At 64.6% G+C, this 22,233-nt stretch carries 24 protein-coding genes; 10 read left to right on the top strand and 14 right to left on the bottom strand.

The features are described 5' to 3' along the window. Positions 1-11: 11 nt before the first annotated feature. Together ASD63_RS01615 and ASD63_RS01620 are read right to left on the bottom strand one after the other, a co-directional pair. Entirely contained in the window at positions 12-1,349 is a 1,338-nt protein-coding gene (locus ASD63_RS01615) for an efflux RND transporter periplasmic adaptor subunit (RefSeq protein WP_034792871.1), read from the bottom strand. A gap of 176 nt (positions 1,350-1,525) precedes the next feature. After that, the gene (locus ASD63_RS01620; RefSeq protein WP_034792874.1) at positions 1,526-2,134 is read right to left on the bottom strand and encodes a cysteine hydrolase family protein; all 609 of its coding nucleotides are present in this window, start codon (positions 2,132-2,134) and stop codon (positions 1,526-1,528) included. Between the two features lie 178 nt (positions 2,135-2,312). On the opposite strand from ASD63_RS01620, the gene ASD63_RS01625 reads away from it, so the two are divergent. After that, positions 2,313-3,161 (top strand): LysR family transcriptional regulator, encoded by an 849-nt coding sequence (locus ASD63_RS01625; RefSeq protein WP_034792878.1) that lies wholly within the window; start codon positions 2,313-2,315, stop codon positions 3,159-3,161. 387 nt (positions 3,162-3,548) lie between these two features. Then, the gene (gene argS, locus ASD63_RS01630; protein WP_060528763.1) at positions 3,549-5,252 is read left to right on the top strand and encodes an arginine--tRNA ligase; all 1,704 of its coding nucleotides are present in this window, start codon (positions 3,549-3,551) and stop codon (positions 5,250-5,252) included. A gap of 24 nt (positions 5,253-5,276) precedes the next feature. Here the strand turns inward: argS and ASD63_RS01635 are convergent, their stop codons facing one another. Further along, a complete protein-coding gene (locus ASD63_RS01635; RefSeq protein ID WP_034792881.1) occupies positions 5,277-5,855 on the bottom strand; it encodes an AAA family ATPase in 579 nt (192 codons plus the stop codon). 230 nt (positions 5,856-6,085) lie between these two features. Here ASD63_RS01635 and ASD63_RS01640 point away from each other — a divergent pair, with 230 nt between their 5' ends. Both ASD63_RS01640 and ilvC read left to right on the top strand, forming a co-directional pair. Next, a complete protein-coding gene (locus ASD63_RS01640) occupies positions 6,086-6,733 on the top strand; it encodes a TetR/AcrR family transcriptional regulator C-terminal domain-containing protein (RefSeq protein ID WP_034792897.1) in 648 nt (215 codons plus the stop codon). 177 nt (positions 6,734-6,910) lie between these two features. Continuing rightward, entirely contained in the window at positions 6,911-7,930 is a 1,020-nt protein-coding gene (gene ilvC, locus ASD63_RS01645) for a ketol-acid reductoisomerase (RefSeq protein WP_034792899.1), read from the top strand. Between the two features lie 107 nt (positions 7,931-8,037). Here ilvC and ASD63_RS01650 read toward each other — a convergent pair whose 3' ends face one another. The 11 genes from ASD63_RS01650 to ASD63_RS01700 form a co-directional block, all read right to left on the bottom strand. Beyond that, positions 8,038-8,283 (bottom strand): hypothetical protein, encoded by a 246-nt coding sequence (locus tag ASD63_RS01650; protein WP_034792901.1) that lies wholly within the window; start codon positions 8,281-8,283, stop codon positions 8,038-8,040. Between the two features lie 115 nt (positions 8,284-8,398). After that, on the bottom strand, positions 8,399-9,313 hold the full coding sequence (locus ASD63_RS01655) for a pyridoxal-phosphate dependent enzyme (RefSeq protein ID WP_034792908.1): 915 nt from the start codon (positions 9,311-9,313) through the stop codon (positions 8,399-8,401). A 597-nt stretch (positions 9,314-9,910) separates the two neighbouring features. Next, on the bottom strand, positions 9,911-10,294 hold the full coding sequence (locus tag ASD63_RS34780; protein ID WP_060516030.1) for a hypothetical protein: 384 nt from the start codon (positions 10,292-10,294) through the stop codon (positions 9,911-9,913). Positions 10,295-10,474: 180 nt separating this feature from the next. Further along, positions 10,475-10,696 carry a hypothetical protein gene (locus ASD63_RS01665; RefSeq protein WP_034792918.1) on the bottom strand — a complete coding sequence of 74 codons (222 nt, stop codon included), beginning with the start codon at positions 10,694-10,696 and terminating at the stop codon, positions 10,475-10,477. Between the two features lie 43 nt (positions 10,697-10,739). Beyond that, positions 10,740-10,976 carry a 30S ribosomal protein S21 gene (gene rpsU / locus ASD63_RS01670; RefSeq protein ID WP_034792958.1) on the bottom strand — a complete coding sequence of 79 codons (237 nt, stop codon included), beginning with the start codon at positions 10,974-10,976 and terminating at the stop codon, positions 10,740-10,742. A gap of 47 nt (positions 10,977-11,023) precedes the next feature. Continuing rightward, positions 11,024-11,299 (bottom strand): hypothetical protein, encoded by a 276-nt coding sequence (locus tag ASD63_RS01675; RefSeq protein ID WP_034792960.1) that lies wholly within the window; start codon positions 11,297-11,299, stop codon positions 11,024-11,026. A 126-nt stretch (positions 11,300-11,425) separates the two neighbouring features. After that, a complete protein-coding gene (locus ASD63_RS01680; protein ID WP_034792962.1) occupies positions 11,426-11,635 on the bottom strand; it encodes a cold-shock protein in 210 nt (69 codons plus the stop codon). A 546-nt stretch (positions 11,636-12,181) separates the two neighbouring features. Further along, a complete protein-coding gene (locus tag ASD63_RS01685; RefSeq protein ID WP_034792964.1) occupies positions 12,182-12,418 on the bottom strand; it encodes a helix-turn-helix transcriptional regulator in 237 nt (78 codons plus the stop codon). Between the two features lie 284 nt (positions 12,419-12,702). Then, positions 12,703-14,289 (bottom strand): acetolactate synthase large subunit, encoded by a 1,587-nt coding sequence (locus tag ASD63_RS01690; RefSeq protein ID WP_034792967.1) that lies wholly within the window; start codon positions 14,287-14,289, stop codon positions 12,703-12,705. Positions 14,290-14,428: 139 nt separating this feature from the next. Continuing rightward, entirely contained in the window at positions 14,429-15,061 is a 633-nt protein-coding gene (locus ASD63_RS01695; protein WP_034792969.1) for a LysE family translocator, read from the bottom strand. A gap of 131 nt (positions 15,062-15,192) precedes the next feature. Next, complete coding sequence (locus ASD63_RS01700) at positions 15,193-15,816, bottom strand: FMN-binding negative transcriptional regulator (RefSeq protein ID WP_034792971.1); 624 nt, start codon at positions 15,814-15,816, stop codon at positions 15,193-15,195. Positions 15,817-15,909: 93 nt separating this feature from the next. Between ASD63_RS01700 and ASD63_RS01705 the strand changes: the two genes are divergently transcribed. The 6 genes from ASD63_RS01705 (at position 15,910) to ubiA (ending at position 22,206) form a co-directional block, all read left to right on the top strand. After that, positions 15,910-17,421 (top strand): PLP-dependent aminotransferase family protein, encoded by a 1,512-nt coding sequence (locus ASD63_RS01705; protein WP_051659291.1) that lies wholly within the window; start codon positions 15,910-15,912, stop codon positions 17,419-17,421. A 128-nt stretch (positions 17,422-17,549) separates the two neighbouring features. After that, positions 17,550-18,137, top strand: coding sequence for a hypothetical protein (locus tag ASD63_RS01710; RefSeq protein ID WP_060528764.1), 588 nt, complete (start codon positions 17,550-17,552; stop codon positions 18,135-18,137). Between the two features lie 63 nt (positions 18,138-18,200). Further along, positions 18,201-19,190, top strand: coding sequence for a threo-3-hydroxy-L-aspartate ammonia-lyase (locus tag ASD63_RS01715; RefSeq protein ID WP_034792973.1), 990 nt, complete (start codon positions 18,201-18,203; stop codon positions 19,188-19,190). A 115-nt stretch (positions 19,191-19,305) separates the two neighbouring features. Further along, positions 19,306-19,863, top strand: coding sequence for a thioredoxin (locus tag ASD63_RS01720; RefSeq protein WP_034792975.1), 558 nt, complete (start codon positions 19,306-19,308; stop codon positions 19,861-19,863). Between the two features lie 360 nt (positions 19,864-20,223). Continuing rightward, a complete protein-coding gene (locus ASD63_RS01725) occupies positions 20,224-20,886 on the top strand; it encodes a peroxiredoxin (protein WP_034793680.1) in 663 nt (220 codons plus the stop codon). A gap of 405 nt (positions 20,887-21,291) precedes the next feature. After that, positions 21,292-22,206 carry a 4-hydroxybenzoate octaprenyltransferase gene (gene ubiA, locus ASD63_RS01730; protein WP_034793682.1) on the top strand — a complete coding sequence of 305 codons (915 nt, stop codon included), beginning with the start codon at positions 21,292-21,294 and terminating at the stop codon, positions 22,204-22,206. The last annotated feature ends 27 nt before the right edge of the window (positions 22,207-22,233 follow it).

Consider the following 22,233-nt stretch of genomic DNA (forward strand, 5'->3'; position numbering starts at 1 on the left):
TCGAGCTTGGATCAGAACATCGGCGGCATGCGCATGCCACGCTGGTTTCGGTTGTCGCGGGCGTTGCCGCTCCCTGTCGATCCGGTGCTGACGACCACCTTCTCGCCCTCCTGGAGGCCGCTTCTGATCTCGGCGCTGACGCGGTTGCGAATGCCGATTTCGACGTCGCGGGTTTCGAGCGCGCCGGAAGCCGTAACCACGGTCACCTGCGCCTTGCGGGGCCCGCTTCCGGTTCCGTTTCTCTGGCCGTCGCGTCGGCCGTTGCTCTCACCCGTTGCATCTCCCGTACCCTTGGCCGGATGGCTCAAGGCGCCGCTCGGCACGATCAATACGTCCTTGGCGGCGGCTTGCACGAAGAACACCTGGGCGCTCATCGACATCATCAGTTCGCCTTCGGGATTGGGCACGTCGAAGAGTGCGTAATAGAGCACGACGTTGTTGGCCGTGTCCGGCATCGGCTGGATCTGGCGAAGCTTGCCGGCAAAATGTTTGCCGGGCTGGCCGAGCAGGGTGAAATAGGCATCCATGCCGACCTTCAGCCGGGTGACGTCTGCTTCCGACACCTGCGCCTTGACGGTCATGGTCGAGAGGTCAGCGATGGTGACGATGGTCGGCGTCGTCTGGTTGGCATTCAGCGTCTGGCCGGCCTTGGCCGGGTTGGCGACGATGGTGCCCGAGATCGGCGCGTAGATCTTGGTGTAACCGAGATCGACCTTGTCGCCGGCAAGGGTCGCCTGCTGCTTGCGGATCTGCGCCTCGATGGCGTTGACGTCGGCCTCGGCGGCGGCGAGATCGGCAATCGCCTGGTCGAGCGTCGATTGCGCCACGCTCCGGGTTTCGACGAGATTGCGCTGGCGGTCGATATTGGCCTGCTTGAGGACGAGCTGCGCCCTCTTGGAAATGAGCTGGGCCTGAAGGTTGGCAAGCTCCGCCTGGTCGATCTCTATGCGGTTCTCGATGGTGGCCGGATCGATCTCGGCGACGAGCTGGTCTTGCGTGACCGTGTCGCCGATCGCCACATGCAGCGCCTTCAACTGGCCGGAGACCTGGGCGCCGGCATCGACGGAATTGACCGCGTCGAGCGTACCGACGGCGGTCACGCTGTTTTCGATGTCGCCGCGGGTCACCACCTCGGTCACCATTGCGGTCGAGGCCGGGTTCTCTCCATAGCGCGTCCAGCCGTAATAGCCGGCGCCGGCGACGGCGAGGATGACCGGCAGCCACAGCCAGGCTCGCGAGCGGCGCCTGCGCTTCACCGTCTTCACCGCACCGGGAATGAAGGTGACGTTGGGCGCCGCATCGTCTCGGGGCGTGGTGTCGGCTCGCGCCGTCTTGGCTGTCTTGTTCATCGCTTGCGCCTAACCGGCATCGCCGATGCCAAAATGGATAGGTTCAAAAATAGAAGCGAATGGACCCGGCGAAAAGCATTGAGATCATTATATTTTCGTAATCTTCGCCATCTGCATGGCAAGAGAAAGGCGCCCGCAGCTGCGGACGCCCGTTTTCGAAGGGAACGACGGGTCTCTCAGCTGCGTGCCGCAATCAGCGCGGCGACATTGACGACCGCGCCGTGGTGGTCGGCAAGGCCGGCAAGTTCGGCGTCATGCAGGGCACGGGCGGAGATGGTGCCGCTTGCCGATGGCAGGTCGCGTGTGGTGCAGGCATCGGATGCGATGGTGATGCCGTAGCCGAGATCCTTGGCCGCGCGGGCCGTCGACGACACGCAATTGTGGGTCATGAAGCCGGCGAAGATCACCGGCGTGCCGGCCGGCCCAATGATTTCGGCAAGGTTGGTGTCCGAAAAGCCGTTGGGCCGGATCTTCTCGACCACCGCTTCGCCGGCGATTGGCGTCAGCGCATCGACGATCGCGCCGCGGTGCGCCCCCCGGTCGAACATGCCGCCGGCGGCCCCCTTATGAGCGACGTGGATGATCTTCGCGCCGGCGGCGCGAGCGGCGACCAGCAACTGCCGCGCCTTTTCGATCGCCGCTTCCGGCTCGACCAGGCGCACGGGGCCGGCCAGATATTCGTTCTGGTAGTCGATCAGCACCAGCGTCGCTTCGCCAAGCGGCGGCGGGGCGAGCGTGACGCCGGCAAGTGTGAAAAGGGTTGCTGCGGGCGCGGAATCGGACATGGGAAGGCTCCTTGTTTGTGCGGACGGTGCAGGGTGTTTGGTGGAAGTCCGCCCTGGCCGGGCGGTGGTTTCGGGGCCGTAGCCCTGGCGTTGGTTCGTCGAAGCGGTCGGTCTATGGGCTTGATCTTAGCGGCTGCGTTGGCGCAGAGTGATCCGAATTTTTCGGAGGACTATCTGCATGAATGCAGGGGGATGGGCGGATCTCGAACTGCTCGATCATCTGGTGCGCGGTGCGACGCTCAGCCAGGCGGCGCGCTCGCTTGGTGTCGACCAGACCACGGTGTCGCGCCGGCTTGCGGCGCTGGAGCGGCGGGTGGGGGCGGCGCTCTTCGACCGCATCGACGGCCGGCTGACGCCGACGCCGGTGCTTTCCCCCGTCGTCGAGCGGCTTCGGACGATCTCGGAGGAGGCGTCGCTGTCGCTGGCGACGCTGCTGCGGCGCACGGCGGAACTGCAGGGCCAGGTACGGGTGACCAGCATCGGCTTCGTCTTGAGCGCCATCCTGGCGCCGGCGCTTGCCCGCCTCGAACAGCGCCATCCGGGCCTCACCCTCGATCTCGTTGCCGACAACCAGATGCTGAGCATCGAGCGGCGCGAGGCCGACATCGCCATCCGCATGGCCCGCACCGGCGAAGACAGTGTGCGGGTGAAGAGCCTCGGCACGCTGCGTTTCCGCCTGTTCCGGCCGAGGGGGCAGGGAGAAGGCCCATGCCCGGTCGTGCGCTACGGCCCGGCACTCGCCCATGTGCCGGAGATGCAGGCGCTTGACCGGCTCAGACCGGATGCCCGCGTGGCGCTGACGGCCGACAAGCTGGAGATCCTGATGGAGGCGGCCCTTTCGCTCGGCGCCGAACTGATGCTGCCGGAGGTTTCGGCCTCACGCGATCCGCGTTTCGAGGCGGTGGACGAACCGGGGGCGGCCGCCGAGCGCCCAGTCTATCTGATGATGCACCCGGAACGGGCGCGCGTGCCGAGCGTGGCGGCGGTCGCGGCTTTCATCGAAGAGGCGGTTCGGGGGTGGAAGTAGGTGTTGGTTGAGGCGTGGTGTTCGCGTGTCCAGAGGCATTGCCCCGCTCATCGGGTTTAACCCGAGGAATAACCCTCTCCCCGCGGGCGGGGATATAGGTGACGTGCCATGCTGCCGGCACCGCGAACGGGGTCCGCGATTAGCGGGAAATCGGGCGGGCCTTGTTGGGCGAGTGGGTGCCGTCAGGCGGAAGAGGGGGCCTTCTGAGCCACACCAACGTAGTGACGGCGCAGCCGATCATAACATTGCCAGCGGTCACCGAACGGACTATTGAAGGGCTCCAATCTCGAGGCTTGCCATGAACATGGTTCCGAAAATTGCAGAACGACGACGCTGAAGCTCTCAACGCTTTTGCGCTCCTTTTCATGCAATTTCAGGAAATGATCCATGTCCGTCAAATCGGCAGCACTCGCAGCCCTTGCTCGCGCCTATGAACTGAACGGCCTTAAAGCCGAACCCTCCATCGCCCGGTCGACACGGCCCGAGTTCGGCGATCTCCAATGCAACGACATGATGCGGCTGGCAAAATCCGCCGGCCGGAATCCGCGCGAACTTGCCGCTGAGGTTGCCGAGGCGGCACGCGGCGAAGAATTCGCGGAAGTGTCCGTCGCCGGTCCGGGTTTCATCAACGTCCGGCTGACGGATGCGGCGGTTGCCGCGGAGGCGACGGCGATGCTGGCCGATGGGTCGCTTGCCGCCGAGAAGGTGCAGCCGCTGCGCACCATCATCGATTTCGGCGGACCCAACGTCGCCAAGGCGTTGCATGTCGGGCACCTGCGTTCCTTCGTCATCGGCGAAAGCCTGCGGCGCATCCTGCTTGAGATCGGCCACGACGTGCTGTCCGATATCCATCTCGGCGACTGGGGCCTGCAGATGGGCAAGCTTCTGTTGGGTGCGGCCTTGGCCGCCGGATGGAAAGCCGGCGATCCCGCGCCCTTCATCGATCCCCGCGCATTCGATGCCATGACCGTCGATGAACTTGGCATTCTCTACAGGTCGGGCAATGCGGCCTGCGAGGACGAGACGTCGCTTGCGCAGGCGCGGATGCTGACCACGAGACTGCAGGACGGAGATCCACTCCTGACCGCGGCCTGGGGGCGCATGCGGGCCATTTCCTTGGTCGCGATCTCGGCCACAGCAGAGGTGCTAGGGGCGCATTTCGACCTGTTCAAGGGGGAAAGCGATGCGCATGCCGAAGTCGCGCCCATGCTTGCCGACCTCGTTGCCCGCAAGCTCGCTCGGGAGAGCGACGGTGCTCTTGTCATGGATGTCGCCGGTGACGGACTTCCAGACAATGCGCCACCTCTGCTTCTTCAGAAGAGCGACGGCGCTGCGCTTTACGGCACGACGGATCTCGCGACGCTGCGCCAGCGGGTGCGCGATCTCGGTACAGAGCAGATCGTCTATTGCACCGACGACCGGCAGGCGCTGCATATTGCCAGCGTGTTTTCGGCGGCGCGGACGGCAGGTTATGCCGATGGCGTCGAACTGCGGCACGCGACCTTCGGCACCGTTCGTGGCAGCGACGGCAAGCCCTTCAAGACCCGCGACGGGTCGGCCGCATCGGTCGGCGACATGATCGATCTGGCGCTTGCCAAGTCGTCGGAAAAGGTGACTGACGGCGAGGCGGCCACGGCCGTCGGTCTCGGCGCCCTGAAGTTTACCGACCTCTCCACGCCGCGAAACACAGGTTATGTTTTTGACATCGACAGGATGACCTCCTTCGAGGGGCGGACGGGTCCGTATCTTCAATATGCCTACGCCCGGATCTCATCGATCCTGGACAAGGCCGAGGAGGCGGGCATGGTTCCAGCCGAGATGGTCTCGATCAGCCATCCGTCCGAGCGGGCCGTGCTGATGGAATGTCTCTGGTATCCGCATGCGCTTTCGCAGGCGGCGCATCAGCTCGAATCCTTCGAGATCGCCGACCGGGCCTACCAGGTGGCAGATGCGTTCAGCCGCTTCTACGCGGATTGCCCGGTGCTGAAGGCAGATGATCCGTCGGGTCGGCTTGCCACATGCAGGCTCGTCGCACAGGTCATCGGGAAATGTCTGGAGCTTCTTGGAATGGAGCCGGTGCGGCGCATGTAACGTTCGGTTGGCCGACCTCGGTGATCAGGCCGCCGAAAACTCTTTCACCAAGGCGTCGAGCGTCCCGGGCGCCGCGACATCGATACACCGGATGTCGGCGGTTCCGGCAGCCTCCAGCATCTCTCTGTTTTCGCGGATCGAGCGCTCGATGAACTTGTCGATGATCGCGGCCTTCGTCCCGTCAGCATCTGCGCGCCGAGATTCTTCCAGCATACGCCGGCGCAGGAAAGCGTCATCCGCGTAGAGAAACAGGGGGAGGATGTCCTCTTGTTCGAATTGAGCCATATACTCCGGCCGGAGCGCGGCACCTTCAAGCACGAAGGGTTGAGCGTGTTTTAGGCGGCTTTCGATGATCTGGCGGATGCGCGGCCACATGTTTTCGTGGTGCACCTTCAGGAACCAATGGATGGTCTCGTCGGTCAGGCTTGCATAGTACTCGGCGACCTGAGGACGGACCGACGGCCAGGGCCTGCCGGGATGGCGGCCCAGATCGTCCGTCGAGATCAGCTCCCGCCCGAGCGAACTTGCGAGAGCCCTGGCGAGTGTCGACTTCCCGACATGCGAGCTTCCTCCAATCAGGATCCCGAGGGCCGGCTGCTGCATGCGTTGGACTCCATTCCATCGATCGCGTGATCGACCGCGCCACGATCAAACACCTACGTCTGACGAGGGCAGGTCGACCTCCATTCCGTCGGTTCGCACCCTATGGCGCGGCTTCTGCGCCGTCACCGTCGAAATTTCGCCCCTTTGCAAGAATCGTCTTGACGCTCTGGAGAGGCTTCACTAGAACACTGCGAACCGTACCGTACGGTACTGATCGAGGGCGAGGCAGCGTGCAGATGACTGTGGCGATGAGAGAGGCGAATGCCGGGGAGGGGCTGACGGAACGTCAGGGCGCCGTTCTCGAGCAGGCATTGCGACTTCTCGTCGACGGCGGCGAAAAGGCGCTGACGACGGCCGGCATCGCGCGTGCTGCCAATTGCTCCAAGGAAAGCCTCTACAAGTGGTTCGGCGATCGCGACGGGCTGATTTCGGCGATGATCGGCTTCCAGGCGAGCAAGGTGCGCACGCAGGACGTTGCCGCCCGCGCGCTCGATGCCGAGAGCCTGCAGCGGCATCTGATCGTTTTTGCCAAGGATCTGCTTGAGGTTCTCGCCGGTGACGTGTCGCTGGCGCTCAACCGTCTGGCGATCGGCCAGGCGAGCCGCGACGGCTCCAAGCTCGGCCACATGCTGCAGGAACGCGGGCGTCGGCAGATCGGCCGCCGGGCCGCAGCGCTGCTCGAAGCCGGCCGCAAGGCGGGCCTCTTGACGTTCGACGATGCCGACGAGGCCTATGGCGCGCTTTATGGGCTGATCGTCTCCGACTGGCATCTGAAGATGCTGCTCGGCGAAGAGGCCGGCGAGATGAGACAAAGTTTTGGCCGCAAGGCGGAGCAGGCGGTATCCGCCTTCCTTTCGCTTTACGGCACGAAAAGGTAACGGCCCGCAGCGCCGCGCTTCGAAAGAAGCGTAAGGTCGCTGCGGCAAAGAAAAGTCACAGCGCCGCGCTTCGAAAGAAGCGCAAAGGTCGCTGCGACACCAGGAATTGCTGCAGGGCCCGGAGCTCCCGGGTAATGCAGCGGAAGCAACTGACAAACAACGGGAAGGACCACAACAATGCGCGTCTATTACGATCGTGATGCCGATATCAACCTGATCAAGTCGAAGAAGGTCGCCATCGTCGGCTACGGCAGCCAGGGCCGCGCCCATGCGCTGAACCTCAAGGATTCCGGCGCCAAGGAAATCCGCATCGCTCTGAAGCCGGGTTCGGCAACGGCTGCCAAGGTCGAGGCCGACGGTCTCCAGGTTCTCTCGGTAGCAGAAGCCGCCAAGTGGGCCGACCTCATCATGATGGCGACCCCGGACGAACTCCAGGCCGAAATCTACAAGGCCGAAATCGCCGGCAACATCCGTGACGGCGCTGCGATCGCTTTCGCCCACGGCCTCAACGTTCACTTCGGCCTGATCGAGCCGAAGGCTTCGCTCGACGTCGTCATGATCGCGCCGAAGGGCCCGGGCCACACGGTTCGCGGCGAATACCAGAAGGGCGGCGGCGTTCCCTGCCTCGTTGCCGTTCACCAGGACGCTTCGGGCAACGCCCTTGACCTCGCTCTCTCCTACGCCTGCGGCGTCGGCGGCGGCCGTTCGGGCATCATCGAGACCAACTTCAAGGAAGAGTGCGAAACCGACCTCTTCGGCGAACAGGTCGTTCTGTGCGGCGGTCTCGTCGAGCTCATCCGCGCCGGCTTCGAAACGCTGGTCGAAGGCGGCTACGCCCCGGAAATGGCCTATTTCGAGTGCCTGCACGAAGTAAAGCTGATCGTCGACCTGATCTATGAAGGCGGCATCGCCAACATGAACTACTCGATCTCGAACACGGCCGAGTGGGGCGAATACGTCACGGGTCCGCGCATCATCACCGAAGAAACCAAGGCCGAGATGAAGCGCGTCCTCAAGGACATCCAGACCGGCAAGTTCACCTCCGAGTGGATGCAGGAATACAAGTCGGGTGCGGCTCGCTTCAAGGGCATCCGCCGCGTCAACGACAGCCACCAGATCGAAGAAGTCGGCGCCAAGCTCCGCGGCATGATGCCCTGGATCGGCAAGAACAAGCTGGTCGACAAGGCGAAGAACTAAGCCTTATCGAACGGTTGAATGAGAAAAGCCGGGGCGCATGCTCCGGCTTTTTTCGTTTGGCATACATCTCCCGGATAGCTTCACGCTTTTCCTGGAATTGGGTCAGACTAATCCCAGAGAAGCCGAAAGACGCCCAGAAAGACCCTTCCGAACAGCTCAAGACAGATTTCGGGGAACAGGGCGGCAAAGGCCGCGCCAGCGGTGAAACCAACCAGACCGAAGCCGATTGCGCCGTCCAAGCCGTAACCCTGCCAGCCGTAAAGGGTGCCGAAAGTGGTCGCCGTGCCGACGATCGTCATCCACCAGAGAACCCGGAGGGTGGTCGTCGCATGGCGAATGAACGTATCAAGCATCTGCCTTCCCTGCCGCGAGCCGGAACACGCTGTGGTTACGTACCGGACATAAGTTCGCGCAGAGGTGATTTCCAGATCAACCTGATATCAATGGCCGGGAGCTCGGGCGCTTGGTTCAAAACTCCTGCCAGGCCTGCAGCCGCTCGACTGTGGTCGTCGCGCCGCCGCAGACGATCATCAGGATGCGCTCGAAGCGCGCCAGCCGGTCGGCGTGGGCGTAGGCGACGGCGAGGGCGGCGCCGCAGGCGGGCTCGACCAGCACGCGGTGGTCGTCGAGGAAGCGGATGCAGGCTTGCGCGGCGTCCGTGTCGCTGACGACGACGCTCTCGACTGGGCGCGTCTGGCTCAGCTCGAAGGCGCGCTCGCTGACCTTGCGGGCGGCGAGCGACGTTGCGATGCCGCTGACGGAGGGGAGTTCCGTCAGCGAGCCCGCGTCCATCGAGGCGGCCAGCGAAGCGGTGCCTTCGGTCTCGACGGCAAGGATCGGCACGTGGCCAAGCCCGTTGCGCGCGAGCCCCTCGGCAACGCCGGCAAACAGTCCGCCGCCGCCGACTGACAGCACCACGGCATCGAAGGCGAGGCCGGATCGCGCGACCTCGTCGATCATCGTCGCGTGACCGGTCCACAGCAGCGGGTCGTCGAAGGGATGGATGAAGGCGGTGTCGGCATCGAGGGAGGCGAGGGCGGCTGCATTCGCCTCATCCCAGGCGGTGCCGTGCACGATGACGTCGGCGCCCTGCTGGCGGATCAGGCCCTTCGCGCGCTCGGTCGTCGTTTCGGGAACGAAGACGAATACAGGGATCGAAAGCATGCGCCCGGCATAGGCGACCGCCATGCCGGCATTGCCGCCGGAGGAGGAGACGAAGCGCCGCTTGCCGGCGCGCGCGTGGTGCTCGCAGGCAGCGCCGACGCCGCGGATCTTGAACGAACCCGGTGGCTGCAGCGCGTCCATCTTCAGAAAGATTGAGCGGCCCGAGGCAAGACCCAGCGGCAGGGATTCGATCAGCGGAGTTTCGAGGTGAAGTGGCATGAGATGTTCCGTTGCGGGCGCGATGCCGATGGGTGCCCCGGTGTGACGGAGCTCAGGGAGAATCGTGAGGCAATTTGCCCCCGATCGCCACGTCGGCGCAATATGGGGAAGCACTCCGTCGCGGATGGCTGCGTGTCATCTCACGGAACATCATGGATTTGCGGCGGCCGTCACCACAAGAGGCCGCTTAGCGTCACGAACGCGACGAAGAGCAGGGACAGGACGAGTGACGCCTTGATTGCCGCCAGGGTATAGTCGTATCGGCGAAGTCTGTGTGTCAGCGTGTGGAACATGGGTTCGTCCAATCGTGAGTAAGCGGCGGCTCGTCGCCGTTCGTTCGAGCGAAATGCGGTGCCCGCAATTCGGCAGTGACGACAATTGCTACCCAGCCCGCGAAATTGGCCAGACGGCGGCTCGCCTTGGCGCGAACGCGCGCATGCGCTGCTGTCGATAAAGGAGGATATGGCGGCTCGAGAGCCCCTCACACCGCGATAAGCCAAGTCGGCCCGTGTCGATCGTCAAACCATGCGCCTCAAAAGTGTCCGGCACAAGGAAGATCCCCTTGGCGGCACCCTTTTGCGTTCCAGCACACAAGCCTCATCCCGATTTGGGGCCTTTACGAGCAAACGAGGCCAGGTCCCGGGGCGGCATGGCCTCCGGCCAGGGGAGGCGTCGGGCGCCGGTGTAGCGGGTAACGGCGCTGCGCCTTTGCGGCGCGCCGCCATCGTTCTCCCACTGTTCGAGATTTGCGGTTTCAATCTGACGCGGAGTGCGCTGCCCGCTCCGGCCCTGAAGCTCGCAAAGCAGGGCATCGGCGGTGATAACGCCCGCCTGGAACCTGCCGATCAGAAAGACGGCGGCAAGACGGAGGCTTTCCTGGTCATCAAGGTCGACATGCTGGTGAAAGCCCGCGCGCCGCAGCACGCCGTCGAGCATGGCAAGGTCCGAGGGAATCAGTGGATGCTGCTCTGCGGATGACATAGGCCCCTCCTGTTGATGGGAACTGTCGTTTGCGTGGCGCATGCGTGCGAGCGCCCAAGGCGCGCTTCCAGGAACTCTACCCCCGGAGCGTCTTTCCGTCTCGGGTGGACCGTGCTGGGATGACCTCAGGGTTGACGCCCGTTGCCGGCGGCCAGGAGGGTGTGTGTTTTTCTGTGTCAGTCAGGACCGGCGCGATTTCCGGGCCGGCTTGCTTGCGGACACCTCCGCGGCCGGTTCGGCGGCGGCGCGCTCAAGGCGTTGCGCCTTGAGCTTTTCGGTCTTCTTGTCGCGGGCGATCTTTTCAGCCGCAACGATGGCTCTCGCCGTATGATCGGTTGCGGCCGCCTTGTCGCTCGCGGAGGTCTTGGCCGGCTTGAATGCTGCGTTAGCGTTGGGCGTCATGACCTGTCTCCTGAAACGGGCGGGTGCTGCCGACCCAGAGGGGTCAGCGCGTGCGCGCCGCCTTCTTGGGGCTGGGCAGCAGGCCTTCGCGCTGCAGCTTCTTGCGCGCCAGCTTGCGCTGGCGTCGGACGGCTTCCGCCTTTTCCCGCACGCGCTTTTCCGACGGCTTTTCATAGCTGCTGCGGGCCTTGAACTCGCGGAAAAGCCCTTCGCGCTGCATCTTCTTCTTCAGAATGCGCAAAGCCTGGTCGATGTTGTTGTCTCTAACGAGTACCTGCAAAACATGTTCTCCTGTTGTCGATTGCAGCGCGGGCGAGGCGCATGCGCCTATCTGCCGCGCTTGGCGCTCAGTTTCTTGAGCCAGGGGCCGGTAGCTTCCGCCTGAGCGGGGTCCGGTGTGGCGGTCTCGGCGTGTTCGATGTCGGTCGCAAGGACCGAGCGTTCAAATGTCTCACCGTCGACCCGTACGCGAAAGCGGGGCTCGCCGCGATCTTCCGTGGGCAAAAGGCCGACGATGACGCCGAAGGGGCTGACCAAGGCCGACTGTGTGGCGGATGCCCTCAGTTTGACCCTGTCGCCGATCTCGCAGGCCGTGCGGCTCATGACGAGCTCCATATCGGAAGTGAAGGGGCCAAAGATGCAAAAAGGCCGGGTTGTTCCCCGACCTCTTCCCGTCATTCAAGCCTTTCCTGCCAGTACATCCGTGGTCAGAGAAGGGCGAATGACAAATTATTCGGCGCGCAGATTGTCGGCCGAGCTCTTGCCCGACTTGCGGTCGGCGACGACGTCGAAGGTCACCTTCTGACCGTCGGCGAGCGAGCGCAGACCAGCGCGTTCTACTGCGGAGATATGGACAAACACGTCGGTGCTGCCGTCATCCGGTTGAATAAAGCCGAAGCCCTTGGTGCTGTTGAACCACTTTACAGTGCCCGAAGCCATGACGATTTCCTTTCAATCGTGGAGTTTGCCAGAAAATATTTCTCTGGCGGTGATCGATATTTGAGAGGAGATCTGGCCGCGCATAAGCGCTGTGTCAAAGGTCACAAGCAATATTCGATGAGTTGATATATAGACGATACTTTTTGAAACTCAATGAAAATATTAAATTATCTATTTTCCCGTCCTTGTATAAGCCTTGTCAAAGGCCTGAAAATGCGGGTTTTCGTGCCGCTATTTTTCTTTCTATTGAACGCTCGGTCCCTGCCAATGGAGACTGAATATGGCGCATGGGTCAGCCGACAGCGCGACCGCTTTGGAGGCGGTGCATTTGTGTGATTGCTGTCGGGAGAAGTCTGGCTTGGCCTTCCGCATCGCGCCCGACAGCGCCGGGCGTCTTGTCAGAAGGGCGAAGGTCGCTGCAGAACTTTGAAATCCTGCATGCTTTTGTCCTTTAATCGGCTACGGGGTAAAGCAAACACGCCGGCCAGCGGTGGCAGGGGAGGTCAGGCGGCGGTACGCGTATCTGTCGCGCACCGCCCCCGCTTTTCAGGTGAAGGTCTGCGGCGAGACCTGCAGTGCGGCGGCGATGCGCTGCAGCTTGGCGGGATCGGTATCGGCGCCGAGCTCGATCTTGGATATTTCAATTTCCGTCAGGCCTGTCGTGACCGACAGATCGTCAACCGAATAACCGGCGGTTTCACGCGAACGCTTGATGGCGGCTCCGATTTTGACGCGGGACAGAGATGCGCCTGGAGCCTTGGTTAGGTCTTTCTTAAAGGACATGAAGTGTCTCCTTCGTTGGTCCACCGGCAAAGAACGCTGCCGGTTGAAGGGGGCCCAAAACTGAAATGCGACTCAAGGCAGATGAGTGCGAACCTAGGGCGTCGCTAATATAAGCGAGAAGTCCGCAGGCGCAAGTTTGCGCCCGAATCTTTGTAAAAATCATATTTATATCAATATCTTACCCTGTGATTATCGGGTGCTGGACGGTCCTTTTCCAGGCGATCTGGGGTACCGCGGCTGCTCGCCAATCGCCGTCCCAAGGACTGCGAAAACGGCGCCGAAACTCACGCCAGGCGCGCCTCGATCAGGAACGGTCCGCGCCGCGACAGCGCTGCGGAAAAGAGCGCGGCGAAGGCCTCGCAGGAAGTGGCAACGGCAGCTTCGACGCCAAGGCCGCGGGCAAGCGACACCCAGTCGAGCGCGGGGTTGTCGAGGTTCAGCATCTGCCGCGCATTGGTGCCGATCTCCCCGACGCCGACATTGCGCATCTCGGCATGCAGGATGGCATAGGTGCGGTTGGAGAAGATGACGGTGACGATGTCGAGGTTTTCGCGCGCCTGGGTCCACAAGCCTTGAATGTTGTACATTGCGCTGCCGTCGGCCTGCAGGCAGATCACTTTCCGATCGGGGCAGGCGATGGCCGCGCCGGTCGCAAGCGGGATACCGTCGCCGATCGCGCCGCCGGTTTGCATGATGAGGTCGTGCGGTGCGGAGAAGGCGGACAGGGCAAAGAAGCGCCGCGCCGAGGTGACCCCTTCGTCGCAGACGATTGCGTCCTCCGGCACCTTGTGCGCGACGATGACGGCGATCGCGTCTTCGGTGAGCGGGCCCGAGGGCTCGCCGGTGTCGGTGGGGGTGCCTGCCGTTGGCAGCGGCCCGGTCGGGCTGACGCCGAGTTCGTCACCAAGCGCCTCCAGTGTCGCCTTCAGGTCTTCGCCATGGCGGGCAAGGGTTGCGACCGTGCAGCCCTCCGGCACCAGCCGGCCCGGCATGCCGGGATAGGCGAAGAAGGCGACCGGCTCGGGCGCGCCGACAAGGATGAGAACGCGGACGTCCTTGAGCGTGGCGAGCGCCATGTCGATCGGGTAGGGGATGCGCGCCGGCGCGACCCGTCCGCGGCCGCGCTGGGTGTGGGCGACCAGAACCTCGTTGAAAAGCTGGATGCCGCACGCAGCCGCGATCCGCCCGGCGACGGCCAGGCCATCGGCCTGCGCCGCAGCGCCGCTGACGACCATGGCGATCCCTTGAGGATTCGAACGTATCAGGCGGGCTACCTCGCGCACCGTCTCGGCGCTGGCCGGCCGCGGCGCTTCGATGGGCGCCTTTTGTGGCGCGGTGGCAAGGGCAAGCGTTCCCCAGGCGGCGTCGGCGGGCAGGATCATGGTGGCGACACCCGGCGGCGTCAGCGCGGCCTGAACGGCGGCGGCAACGGTGGGACCGACATCAGCCGGATCCTTCACGCGCCGGACCCAGTTCGACATCGGCGCGGCCAAGCTCTCGATGTCGGTCGTCAGCGGTGCGTCGAGCGGGAGGTGATGGGAGGCGTGGTCGCCAACGATGTTGACGACAGCCGCCCGGGCGCGGCGGGCGTTGTGCAGGTTGGCAAGGCCGTTGGAAAGGCCAGGGCCGGTGTGCAGAAGGGTCGCTGCCGGGCGCCCGGTCATGCGCGCATAGCCATCGGCGGCGCCGGTCACGAGGCCTTCGCTGAGGCCGAGGATGCAGCGCAGTTCCGGCTTGCGGTCGAGTGCCGCGACGAAGTGCATTTCCGAGGTGCCGGGATTGGCGAAGCAGACGTCGACGCCGTTTGCAAGCAGCGTATCGACAAGCACATCCGCGCCGGTGGTGCGAATTCCCTGGCCGCCTTCTCCCATGCGCGTATCCCTCGATGGCCCTCAAGGGCATGATAGCGGCAACTTGCGCCGGTGCAACCGGGGCATGGCGAGCCACCCGGCGCAGCACCAGTCGGCCAGCGCCAATCGGCTGGCGCTGCGCCGGCTCAACGGACGGGCATCAGGTCCGCTGCCAGGCGAGGTGGGCGCCAAGCCCGATCAGCACTGTGCCGCCGGCGCGCTGCATCAGGCGCTGCGCCCTGCCGGAGCGGCGCATCCGTGAGACGACGGCGCCGGCGAGGAACACGCAGACGATATCGGCCGAGGAGAACATCAGATTGGCGAGGGCGCCGAGCAGCAGGAACTGCACCCAGATCGGGAAGGCGGCAGACGCATCGGTGAACTGCGGCAGGAAGGCGACGAAGAAGATCGCGGTCTTCGGGTTCAGTACTTCGACAGTGATGCTCTCGAAGAAGGCGCGGCGTGCCGATTTCGCCTCGGTCAGGGGCAGGCTGCCGTCGCCCGTCGCCTTGGTACGCATCAGCGTGAAGCCGAGCCAGACGAGATAGGCGGCCCCTGCAAGCTTCACTGCCAGATACAGCGTCGGCACCGCATGGAACAGCATCGAAAGGCCGGCAGCCGCGGCAATGACGTGCACGTAACAGCCGAGATGAATGCCAAGCGAGGCCATCATTCCGGCAGAGCGGCCGCGGGCCACGGTTTGCGCGGCGGCGTAGAGCATGGCCGGGCCCGGGATATAGGCGAAGATCGCCGTGGTGACGAAGAAGGTGAGGAGAATGTCGAGCGATGGCATGCGGTTATACCTCGTCTGCTGCTGCGTGGCCTCTTGCGGGAGTCGTTGTAAGGGCTTGCGCGGGAAAGTTGAAGGAAAATCACAAGTGCTCGGGCCGGCGGGTCAGCCGCCGGCGGTCCGTTCGTCCGTGGTCAGACCGGTATTTCCTCAGCGACGAGGCGATCCTCGCGGCGGGCGCTGGCGGCAAGCCCTGCCGCGACGCCGGTGCGGTCCTCGGCACTGCGGTTCTGGCTCATCTTGCGCTTGCCGTCGAGACGCTCGATCGGCAGCCTGAGGCCGATGATGCCGCGAAGCTGCGCCTTGACGAAGGCGGCGGGCGCGTCGCTGACCTGCCAGGGCTCGGCTCGTCCGGCCTCATGCCGGTTGGTCAGCCGCGTGACGATGTCGAGCAGCCGGTCCTCGTCGGTGAAGAATTCGGCCGCGCCATAGGCGTGCACGGCGACATAGTTCCAGGTCGGCACGACCTTGCCGTGTTCGCGCTTGGAGGCATACCAGGAGGGCGTGACATAGGCGTCCGGCCCCATGAAGGTCGCCATAGCCGCGCCGATGACCGGTGTCGTTCCTTGCGGGTTGGCGCGGGCGACGTGGCCGTAGAGCGTGCCGTTCGGCCCCTCGTTGCGATCAAGCAGCAGCGGCAGCGGGCTCGCAAGCAGCCCATCGGCCGTGGCGGTGACGAGGGTCGAAAGCGAAGCCGCCTCGATGATGTCGTGCAACACGCTCAGCGTTTCTTCCTTGAAGGCAGGCGGTGTGTACATGATCTCGCTCCTTGTGCTCGTCCCGTCATAGAGGCAAACTGGACGGCCAAGAATATCCAGTTTCCGTATAAATACGTGGGCCAGTTTGTGACGATGAAAGAAGAGGCGACGGTCGGGACCGCCCGGCGGATCTATGAGGCGCTGAAGGCACAGGTCCTTGACGGCACCTATGGCGCCGAGGCGCTGCTGCCGTCGACGCGGGCGCTCGCCGCCGAGCTTGGCGTTTCGCGCACGACGGTGACGGCCGCCTATGAGCAGCTTCTGTCCGAGGGGTATCTGGAAAGCCGGCAGGGCGCGCGCTCGCGGGTTGCGTTGCTTGCGGCCTGGCAGGGTCCCGGCTCGGTGGCCGCGCCCGGGCGCCCAGCGAGCCAGAAGCATCGGGACAAGGGTGCGGCGGCGGTTCGCCTGTCACGCCTGGGGGCTGCCCTTTGCGACGGGCCGATCTGGATGCCGCCGGTTTCTGCTCGGCTGATTGCCGACTTTCGTTACGGCGACCTGTCGGCCGCGGATTTTCCGGAGGAGGCGTGGCGGCAGTCGGTCAACGCGGCGCTCCGCCGGCGAAGGCCGCGGCTTGCCTATGATCACCCCGCCGGTTCGTCTGCCCTGCGCATGGCCCTGCAGGCCTATCTCTGGCGCGCGCGGGGGCTCAGTTGCGATCCGGATCAGATCGTCGTCGTCAACGGCTCGCAGCAGGGGCTGGACCTTGCGGCGCGCGTGCTCGTCGATGCTGGCGACCGGGTGGCGATGGAGGATCCGGGCTATGTGATGGCGCGCCGGGTCTTTGCCGCCGCCGGCGCCGCGGTGGTTCCCCTCGCGGTCGACGCGGAAGGGCTGAGGACCGACATCCTCGAACAATTGGAGGATGCCAGGCTCGCCTATGTCACGCCCTCGCATCAGTTCCCGCTCGGCAGCGTGCTTTCGGCCCGGCGGCGGCAGGAGCTTCTGGCCTGGTCCAGGCGAACCGGGGCCTATGTGCTCGAAGATGATTACGACGGCGAATATCGATACGACATCCGGCCGATCCCGCCGCTCCAGACCATGGGACAGGCGGAAAACGTGCTTTATCTCGGCACGATTTCCAAGAGCCTGTCGCCGATGCTCCGGCTCGGCTATCTCGTCGTGCCGCCGCCGCTTGTCCCGGCCTTTGCCGCCGCCAAACAACTGATCGACCGCCATTCGCCAAGCCTCGAGCAGGAAGCACTGGCGGCGATGATTGCAAGCGGCGCCTATGAGCGCCACATCCGCCGCAGCCGGCGCAACAATGGCCGCCGGCGGGAGGCCCTGCTGACGGCGCTCAAGGCGGAGCTCGGCGACGCGGTGACCATATCCGGCGCCGATGCCGGCCTGCATGTGGTCGTCTGGTTCGAGCAGTTGGAAAAGGCGCAGGAAGACGCGCTGATCGCGCGAGCGCGGGCGGCTGGCGTCGGCCTCTATCCGGTTTCGCCCCTCTATGCGGCAGGTGATGCCGGCCACCGGCCGGACCGGGCCGGCATCGTCATGGGCTATGCGAGCCTCGAGGCGGCCGAGATCGGCAAGGGCGTGGCAGCACTTGCGCAGGTGTTGCGGTCCTGGGGCGACGAGAAGGCGGAGGCGAAGCCGTCTTAGGTCGGGAGCGGGCGGAGCGGAGCCCGTGCGCGGCTGGGCATCCCGGCGGCACGTTACGGTTAGCCGCTTGCGCCCGGCCAACGTCCCTTCATAGTGGCGGCCATTCCGCGTTTGCCCAGGCGACCTCCATGAGATCTCTTCGCATCCATCCCCACCTGCACGACGTTTTCGGTGAAGAGCAACCACTCGCCTATCTCGCCGCCATACTCCTGTTCGGAGCCGGCGTTGCCGTCGTCTTTGCGCTGTCTACGGGGTCGATGCTTGCCGATCTTGCCTGGTGGCGGGCGGCGCTGGCGCTTGTTCTCGTGCTCGACATCGCCGCCGGCTGCGTCGCCAATTTCACGCCGTCGACCAATGATTTCTACGCAGCCCGGCCGCGCAACCGCTGGATATTCATCGCCATCCATTTCCACATCGTCCTCGTCGCGCTGCTTCTTGGCAGCGGGATCGCGGCCGCGGTTGTCGTCTGGGCCTATACGATCGCAGCGGCCGCGCTCGTCAACCGGCTGGCGGGGCGGGAGGCGCAGACCTTCGTCGGCGGGCTGCTCACTGCGATTGGCCTTGCCGGCCTGCCGCTTCTGCCCGGTCTGACGCCGGCGATGATGGCGGTCTCAGGCCTCTTCATGCTCAAGGTGCTCTTCAGCTTCGCCGTCGACCATTACCGCACGGTCCCGCCCCAAGATGGGCAGGTGTCCAAAAATGGGGGACACGGCTGACGTCCTTGCCTTGCATGGCGGTCTTTACTAGCCTCCGGAAAGCAGGCTCAGGGGAGAGACTCGATGGCAGTTTCAGCGGCGGACGAGGCATTGCGCATTCCGACATTCGACGACGTGCAGATGGCCCGAAACCGGATCGCCGGGATCGCGCACCGAACGCCGGTCCTGACCTCGCGCACGGCCGATGCCGCCACCGGCGCCCGGCTGTTCTTCAAGGCGGAAAACTTCCAGCGCGGCGGCGCCTTCAAGTTCCGCGGCGCCTATAACGCCATCGCCGCGCTCAGGGAAAAGGGATCGAGGCAGGGCGTCGTCGCCTTTTCCTCCGGCAATCATGCCCAGGCGATCGCCTATGCCGCGCGCCTGCAGGGCGTCGCAGCGACGATCGTCATGCCCGCCGATGCGCCCGACATGAAGGTGGCGGCAACGCGCGGCTATGGCGCCGACGTCGTGTTCTACGACCGCTACAAGGAAGACCGCTCGGCCATCAGCGCCCGGTTGGCGGCCGAGCGCGGCGCTGTGCTGATCCCTCCCTTCGACCATGCGGACGTGATCGCGGGCCAGGGGACGGCAATTCTTGAGCTGATCGAGGAGGTGGGTGAGCTCGACCTGATCGTCACGCCGCTCGGCGGCGGCGGGCTGCTTGGCGGCACCGCGCTCGCCGCCAGGGAGCGCTCGCCCGGCGCGACCATCGTCGGCGTCGAGCCCGAGGCCGGCAATGACGGCCAGCAGTCGCTGCGCCAGGGCCGGATCGTCGAAATCGCCATCCCGAAGTCGATCGCCGACGGCGCGCTCACCCCCAGCATCGGCGCCCACAATTTTCCGATCATCCAGCGCGCGGTCGCCGACATCGTCACGGTGAGCGACGCACAGCTGGTCGAAACCATGCGTTTCTTCGGCGAGCGCATGAAGATCGTGGTCGAGCCGACCGGCTGCCTTGCGGCGGCCGCCGTGCTCGAGGGGGTGCTTGCCTGCGCCGGCAAGCGCGTCGGCATCGTCCTGAGCGGCGGCAATGTCGATCTGGCGACCTACGGCGCGCTGCTGCAGGCGACGTGAACTTTACCCGGACCGCCGTCCTGGTGCCCGCCATTTCGTCGAAGCCTTGCAGACCGGGCGCATGGCTCTCGACGTTCATCGAACAGATCAGGCGGCTTGAAGAAGGGGACATCACATGACAGACGCACCTTGGCACGCCGATCCACTCACCTGGGGCACCGGTCCGCACCTCTTCGAGGTCTTTCTGGAACCGACGGATCCTTACTCGGCCAAGGCATTCGGCAAGCTCGATGCCCTTCTCGCCCGCGCCGGCGCGGACAGGATCACCATCAAGATCCGGCTGCAGTCGCAGCCCTGGCACATGTATTCCGGCGTCGTCGTTCGCTGTATTCTTGCGGCCTCGACGCTGGCGGGCGGCAAGGAGACCGCAAAGACCGTCATCGCGGCCGTCGCTGCGCATCGGGAGGAGTTCGAGTTCACCCACCACGCCGGCGGGCCCAACATGGACGTGACCCCCAACACGATCATCGAGCGACTGGAAGGTTATAGCGGCGTGCAACTGAAGGCGGCCTTTGCGATCCCCGATCTCGATCGGGAGATCAAATGGCATTGCCGGTACGCCCGCCAGAACGGCATCCACGTCTCCCCGACCTTCATGATCGACGGGATCGTGCGGCCGGACGTGAGCAGCGGCGATGATGTTTCGGCCTGGGCGGCGAAGTTGCTCGCCTGACGAAGGTTGCAAGGGACGCTTCCGGCGGGCAGCGGCCGGGCCCCCGTTGCGGGCATTTTCCCGGGGCTCGACCGGGCCGTTGGCGACGCCCGTCTTTCCAGTTGCCTTAACCGGCAAAAGTGGCACACTGAGCCTCGCGCGACGGCGCCAAGCGTCTGAATGACAGGGCGGAGGCCACTGTAATATTTTGTTTTTCTAAAGGATTTCTCTCCGGCCGATTTCCGTCGGAAAACACATGTTGGAAAAAGCCAGAGGAATACAGCGGGCTTTTTGAGCGCCTTTTCGGACGCCGCGTTGCCAAAAATCTAAGCGCTGCCACCGCTCCGGATGGGCGCGGTGCATACACAACTGGAGGGTATCGTGACGCTTGCAATCAATGACCTCGCACCGGACTTCGAGGTCGGGACAACCGACGGCACGATCCGGTTTCACGACTGGATCGGCGACTCCTGGGCGGTGCTGTTTTCGCACCCGAAGGACTTTACGCCCGTCTGCACCACCGAGCTCGGCTACATGGCGCGCATCAAGCCGGAATTCGACCGGCGCGGCGTCAAGATCATCGGCCTTTCGGTCGATCCGCTCGACCGCCATGCCGGCTGGGCCGCCGATATCGAGGAGACACAGGGCCATGCGCCGAACTTCCCGATGATCGCCGATGTCGACTACACCGTCTCGAAGCTCTACGGCATGCTGCCGGCGCCGGTTTCCGGCGATCCGACCAAGCGTACGCCCGCTGACAACCAGACGGTGCGCAACGTCTTCGTCGTCGGCCCGGACAAGAAGATCAAGCTGATCCTCATCTATCCGATGACGACAGGCCGCAACTTCGACGAGGTGCTGCGTGTCATCGACTCGCTGCAGCTGACGGCCAAGCACAAGGTGGCAACGCCGGTGAACTGGCAGCAGGGCGACGACGTGATCATCGCCGGCTCCGTCACGGATGAGGATGCCCGCAAGGTCTATCCGGAGGGCTGGCGCGCGCCGAAGCCCTATATCCGCATCGTGCCGCAGCCGAAGGGCTGAGGCGGGGCTGACATTTCGCCAGGGCGCGGAAGCGCCCGCGTACGGGTTCGTCCTTCGTTGCTGGTGGTGAGGGTTTATCCGCATTCCGTGACGAGGGGGCTGCCCCTCATCTCGCGGTGAGGGAGCTGACCCTCACCCGCCTGCCGGCGCCTTCTCCCCGCATGCGGGGAGAAGGGACGTTGGCGTGCTTTCCGCGGTTCCTTTTCCCCGCCTCTGGGGGGCGGCGGAGAGGCCGTTTAGCTTCCATTCCCACGACCCATGGTTGCCGGAGCGGCGAACCCCGCGCCGGAAGCCTGCTTCCTCTGCGACAGAATCCCTCCTTTATCTGAGCACGCCCGCGCCTATAGTGCCGCTGTTTGCGGCCGCCGCCGGAGCGCGCCGCACGCTGACTGGATGACCCGCCTCATGACCGCAGCAAGCCGCCCCGACCTGACAGACATTCACCGCGGCGACTGGGTGGATCGCCGGTTGCCGCGGGCGGTGCGGCCCTATACCCGTCTTGCGCGGCTCGACAGGCCGGTCGGTATCTGGCTGACGCTCTTTCCCTGTTGGGCGGCGCTTTTCCAGGCGGCGCATGGCCTTCCCGAGATTCGGGATATTCTGGTGTTCACGCTCGGCGCATTTCTGATGCGCAGTGCCGGCTCCACCATCAATGACATGGCCGACCGCAATTTCGACGGGCATGTCGAGCGCACGCGGTTTCGTCCGCTTGCAAATGGTGAGATCGGCATGTCCCGGGCCGTTGTCTTCCTGATTGCGCAACTTGCGCTCGCCGCTTCGCTCCTTGTCTTCCTGAGCCCCGCGACCCGTGTGCTTGCGGTGTGCGTCGTGCCGCTCGTGTTCCTCTACCCCTTCTGCAAGAGGTTCACCCATTGGCCGCAAGCGGTCTTGGGCGCTGCCTTCAACTGGGGCATGCTGATGGCCTGGTCGCAGGTTGCCGGACATGTTCCGGCGGGCGCTGTGCTGATGTGGGCCGGCGCCGTTGCGTGGCAGATCGGCTATGATACGGCCTACGCCTATGTCGATGTGCGAGACGACACGCGTCTCGGTCTCAAGTCGACGGCGATCCTGTTCGGCTCTCGCGGCAAGGCCTGTATCGCCCTGTTCTACGGCCTGACGCTGGCCGCCTGGTCTGTTGGCGGCTGGATGCTCGGCATGTCGAGCCTGTATGCCATCGGCATGGTGGTGATCGCGGCCCATCTCGCGTGGCAGGCCCGGCGTTTCGACCTCGATCGCCCCGAAATCAGCTATCGACTGTTTCTGGCGAATATCCTGACCGGCGGGCTGCTGGCTGCCGCCGCTCTCGCCGGAAGTTTTTGAGGGACGCCGAACGTCCGGCCTGCCGCC

This window comes from Ensifer sp. Root558, from assembly GCF_001427045.1.
Lineage (GTDB): Bacteria > Pseudomonadota > Alphaproteobacteria > Rhizobiales > Rhizobiaceae > Ensifer > Ensifer adhaerens.

Coding starts and splice junctions, on each gene's coding strand:
- ASD63_RS01615 (WP_034792871.1), bottom strand. CDS start 1,349: ATGAACAAGACAGCCAAGACGGCGCGAGCCGACACCACGCCCCGAGAC.
- ASD63_RS01620 (WP_034792874.1), bottom strand. CDS start 2,134: ATGTCCGATTCCGCGCCCGCAGCAACCCTTTTCACACTTGCCGGCGTC.
- ASD63_RS01625 (WP_034792878.1), top strand. CDS start 2,313: ATGAATGCAGGGGGATGGGCGGATCTCGAACTGCTCGATCATCTGGTG.
- argS (WP_060528763.1), top strand. CDS start 3,549: ATGTCCGTCAAATCGGCAGCACTCGCAGCCCTTGCTCGCGCCTATGAA.
- ASD63_RS01635 (WP_034792881.1), bottom strand. CDS start 5,855: ATGCAGCAGCCGGCCCTCGGGATCCTGATTGGAGGAAGCTCGCATGTC.
- ilvC (WP_034792899.1), top strand. CDS start 6,911: ATGCGCGTCTATTACGATCGTGATGCCGATATCAACCTGATCAAGTCG.
- ASD63_RS01650 (WP_034792901.1), bottom strand. CDS start 8,283: ATGCTTGATACGTTCATTCGCCATGCGACGACCACCCTCCGGGTTCTC.
- ASD63_RS01655 (WP_034792908.1), bottom strand. CDS start 9,313: ATGCCACTTCACCTCGAAACTCCGCTGATCGAATCCCTGCCGCTGGGT.
- ASD63_RS34780 (WP_060516030.1), bottom strand. CDS start 10,294: ATGTCATCCGCAGAGCAGCATCCACTGATTCCCTCGGACCTTGCCATG.
- ASD63_RS01665 (WP_034792918.1), bottom strand. CDS start 10,696: ATGACGCCCAACGCTAACGCAGCATTCAAGCCGGCCAAGACCTCCGCG.
- ASD63_RS01675 (WP_034792960.1), bottom strand. CDS start 11,299: ATGAGCCGCACGGCCTGCGAGATCGGCGACAGGGTCAAACTGAGGGCA.
- ASD63_RS01680 (WP_034792962.1), bottom strand. CDS start 11,635: ATGGCTTCGGGCACTGTAAAGTGGTTCAACAGCACCAAGGGCTTCGGC.
- ASD63_RS01685 (WP_034792964.1), bottom strand. CDS start 12,418: ATGTCCTTTAAGAAAGACCTAACCAAGGCTCCAGGCGCATCTCTGTCC.
- ASD63_RS01690 (WP_034792967.1), bottom strand. CDS start 14,289: ATGGGAGAAGGCGGCCAGGGAATTCGCACCACCGGCGCGGATGTGCTT.
- ASD63_RS01695 (WP_034792969.1), bottom strand. CDS start 15,061: ATGCCATCGCTCGACATTCTCCTCACCTTCTTCGTCACCACGGCGATC.
- ASD63_RS01700 (WP_034792971.1), bottom strand. CDS start 15,816: ATGTACACACCGCCTGCCTTCAAGGAAGAAACGCTGAGCGTGTTGCAC.
- ASD63_RS01705 (WP_051659291.1), top strand. CDS start 15,910: ATGAAAGAAGAGGCGACGGTCGGGACCGCCCGGCGGATCTATGAGGCG.
- ASD63_RS01710 (WP_060528764.1), top strand. CDS start 17,550: ATGAGATCTCTTCGCATCCATCCCCACCTGCACGACGTTTTCGGTGAA.
- ASD63_RS01715 (WP_034792973.1), top strand. CDS start 18,201: ATGGCAGTTTCAGCGGCGGACGAGGCATTGCGCATTCCGACATTCGAC.
- ASD63_RS01720 (WP_034792975.1), top strand. CDS start 19,306: ATGACAGACGCACCTTGGCACGCCGATCCACTCACCTGGGGCACCGGT.
- ubiA (WP_034793682.1), top strand. CDS start 21,292: ATGACCGCAGCAAGCCGCCCCGACCTGACAGACATTCACCGCGGCGAC.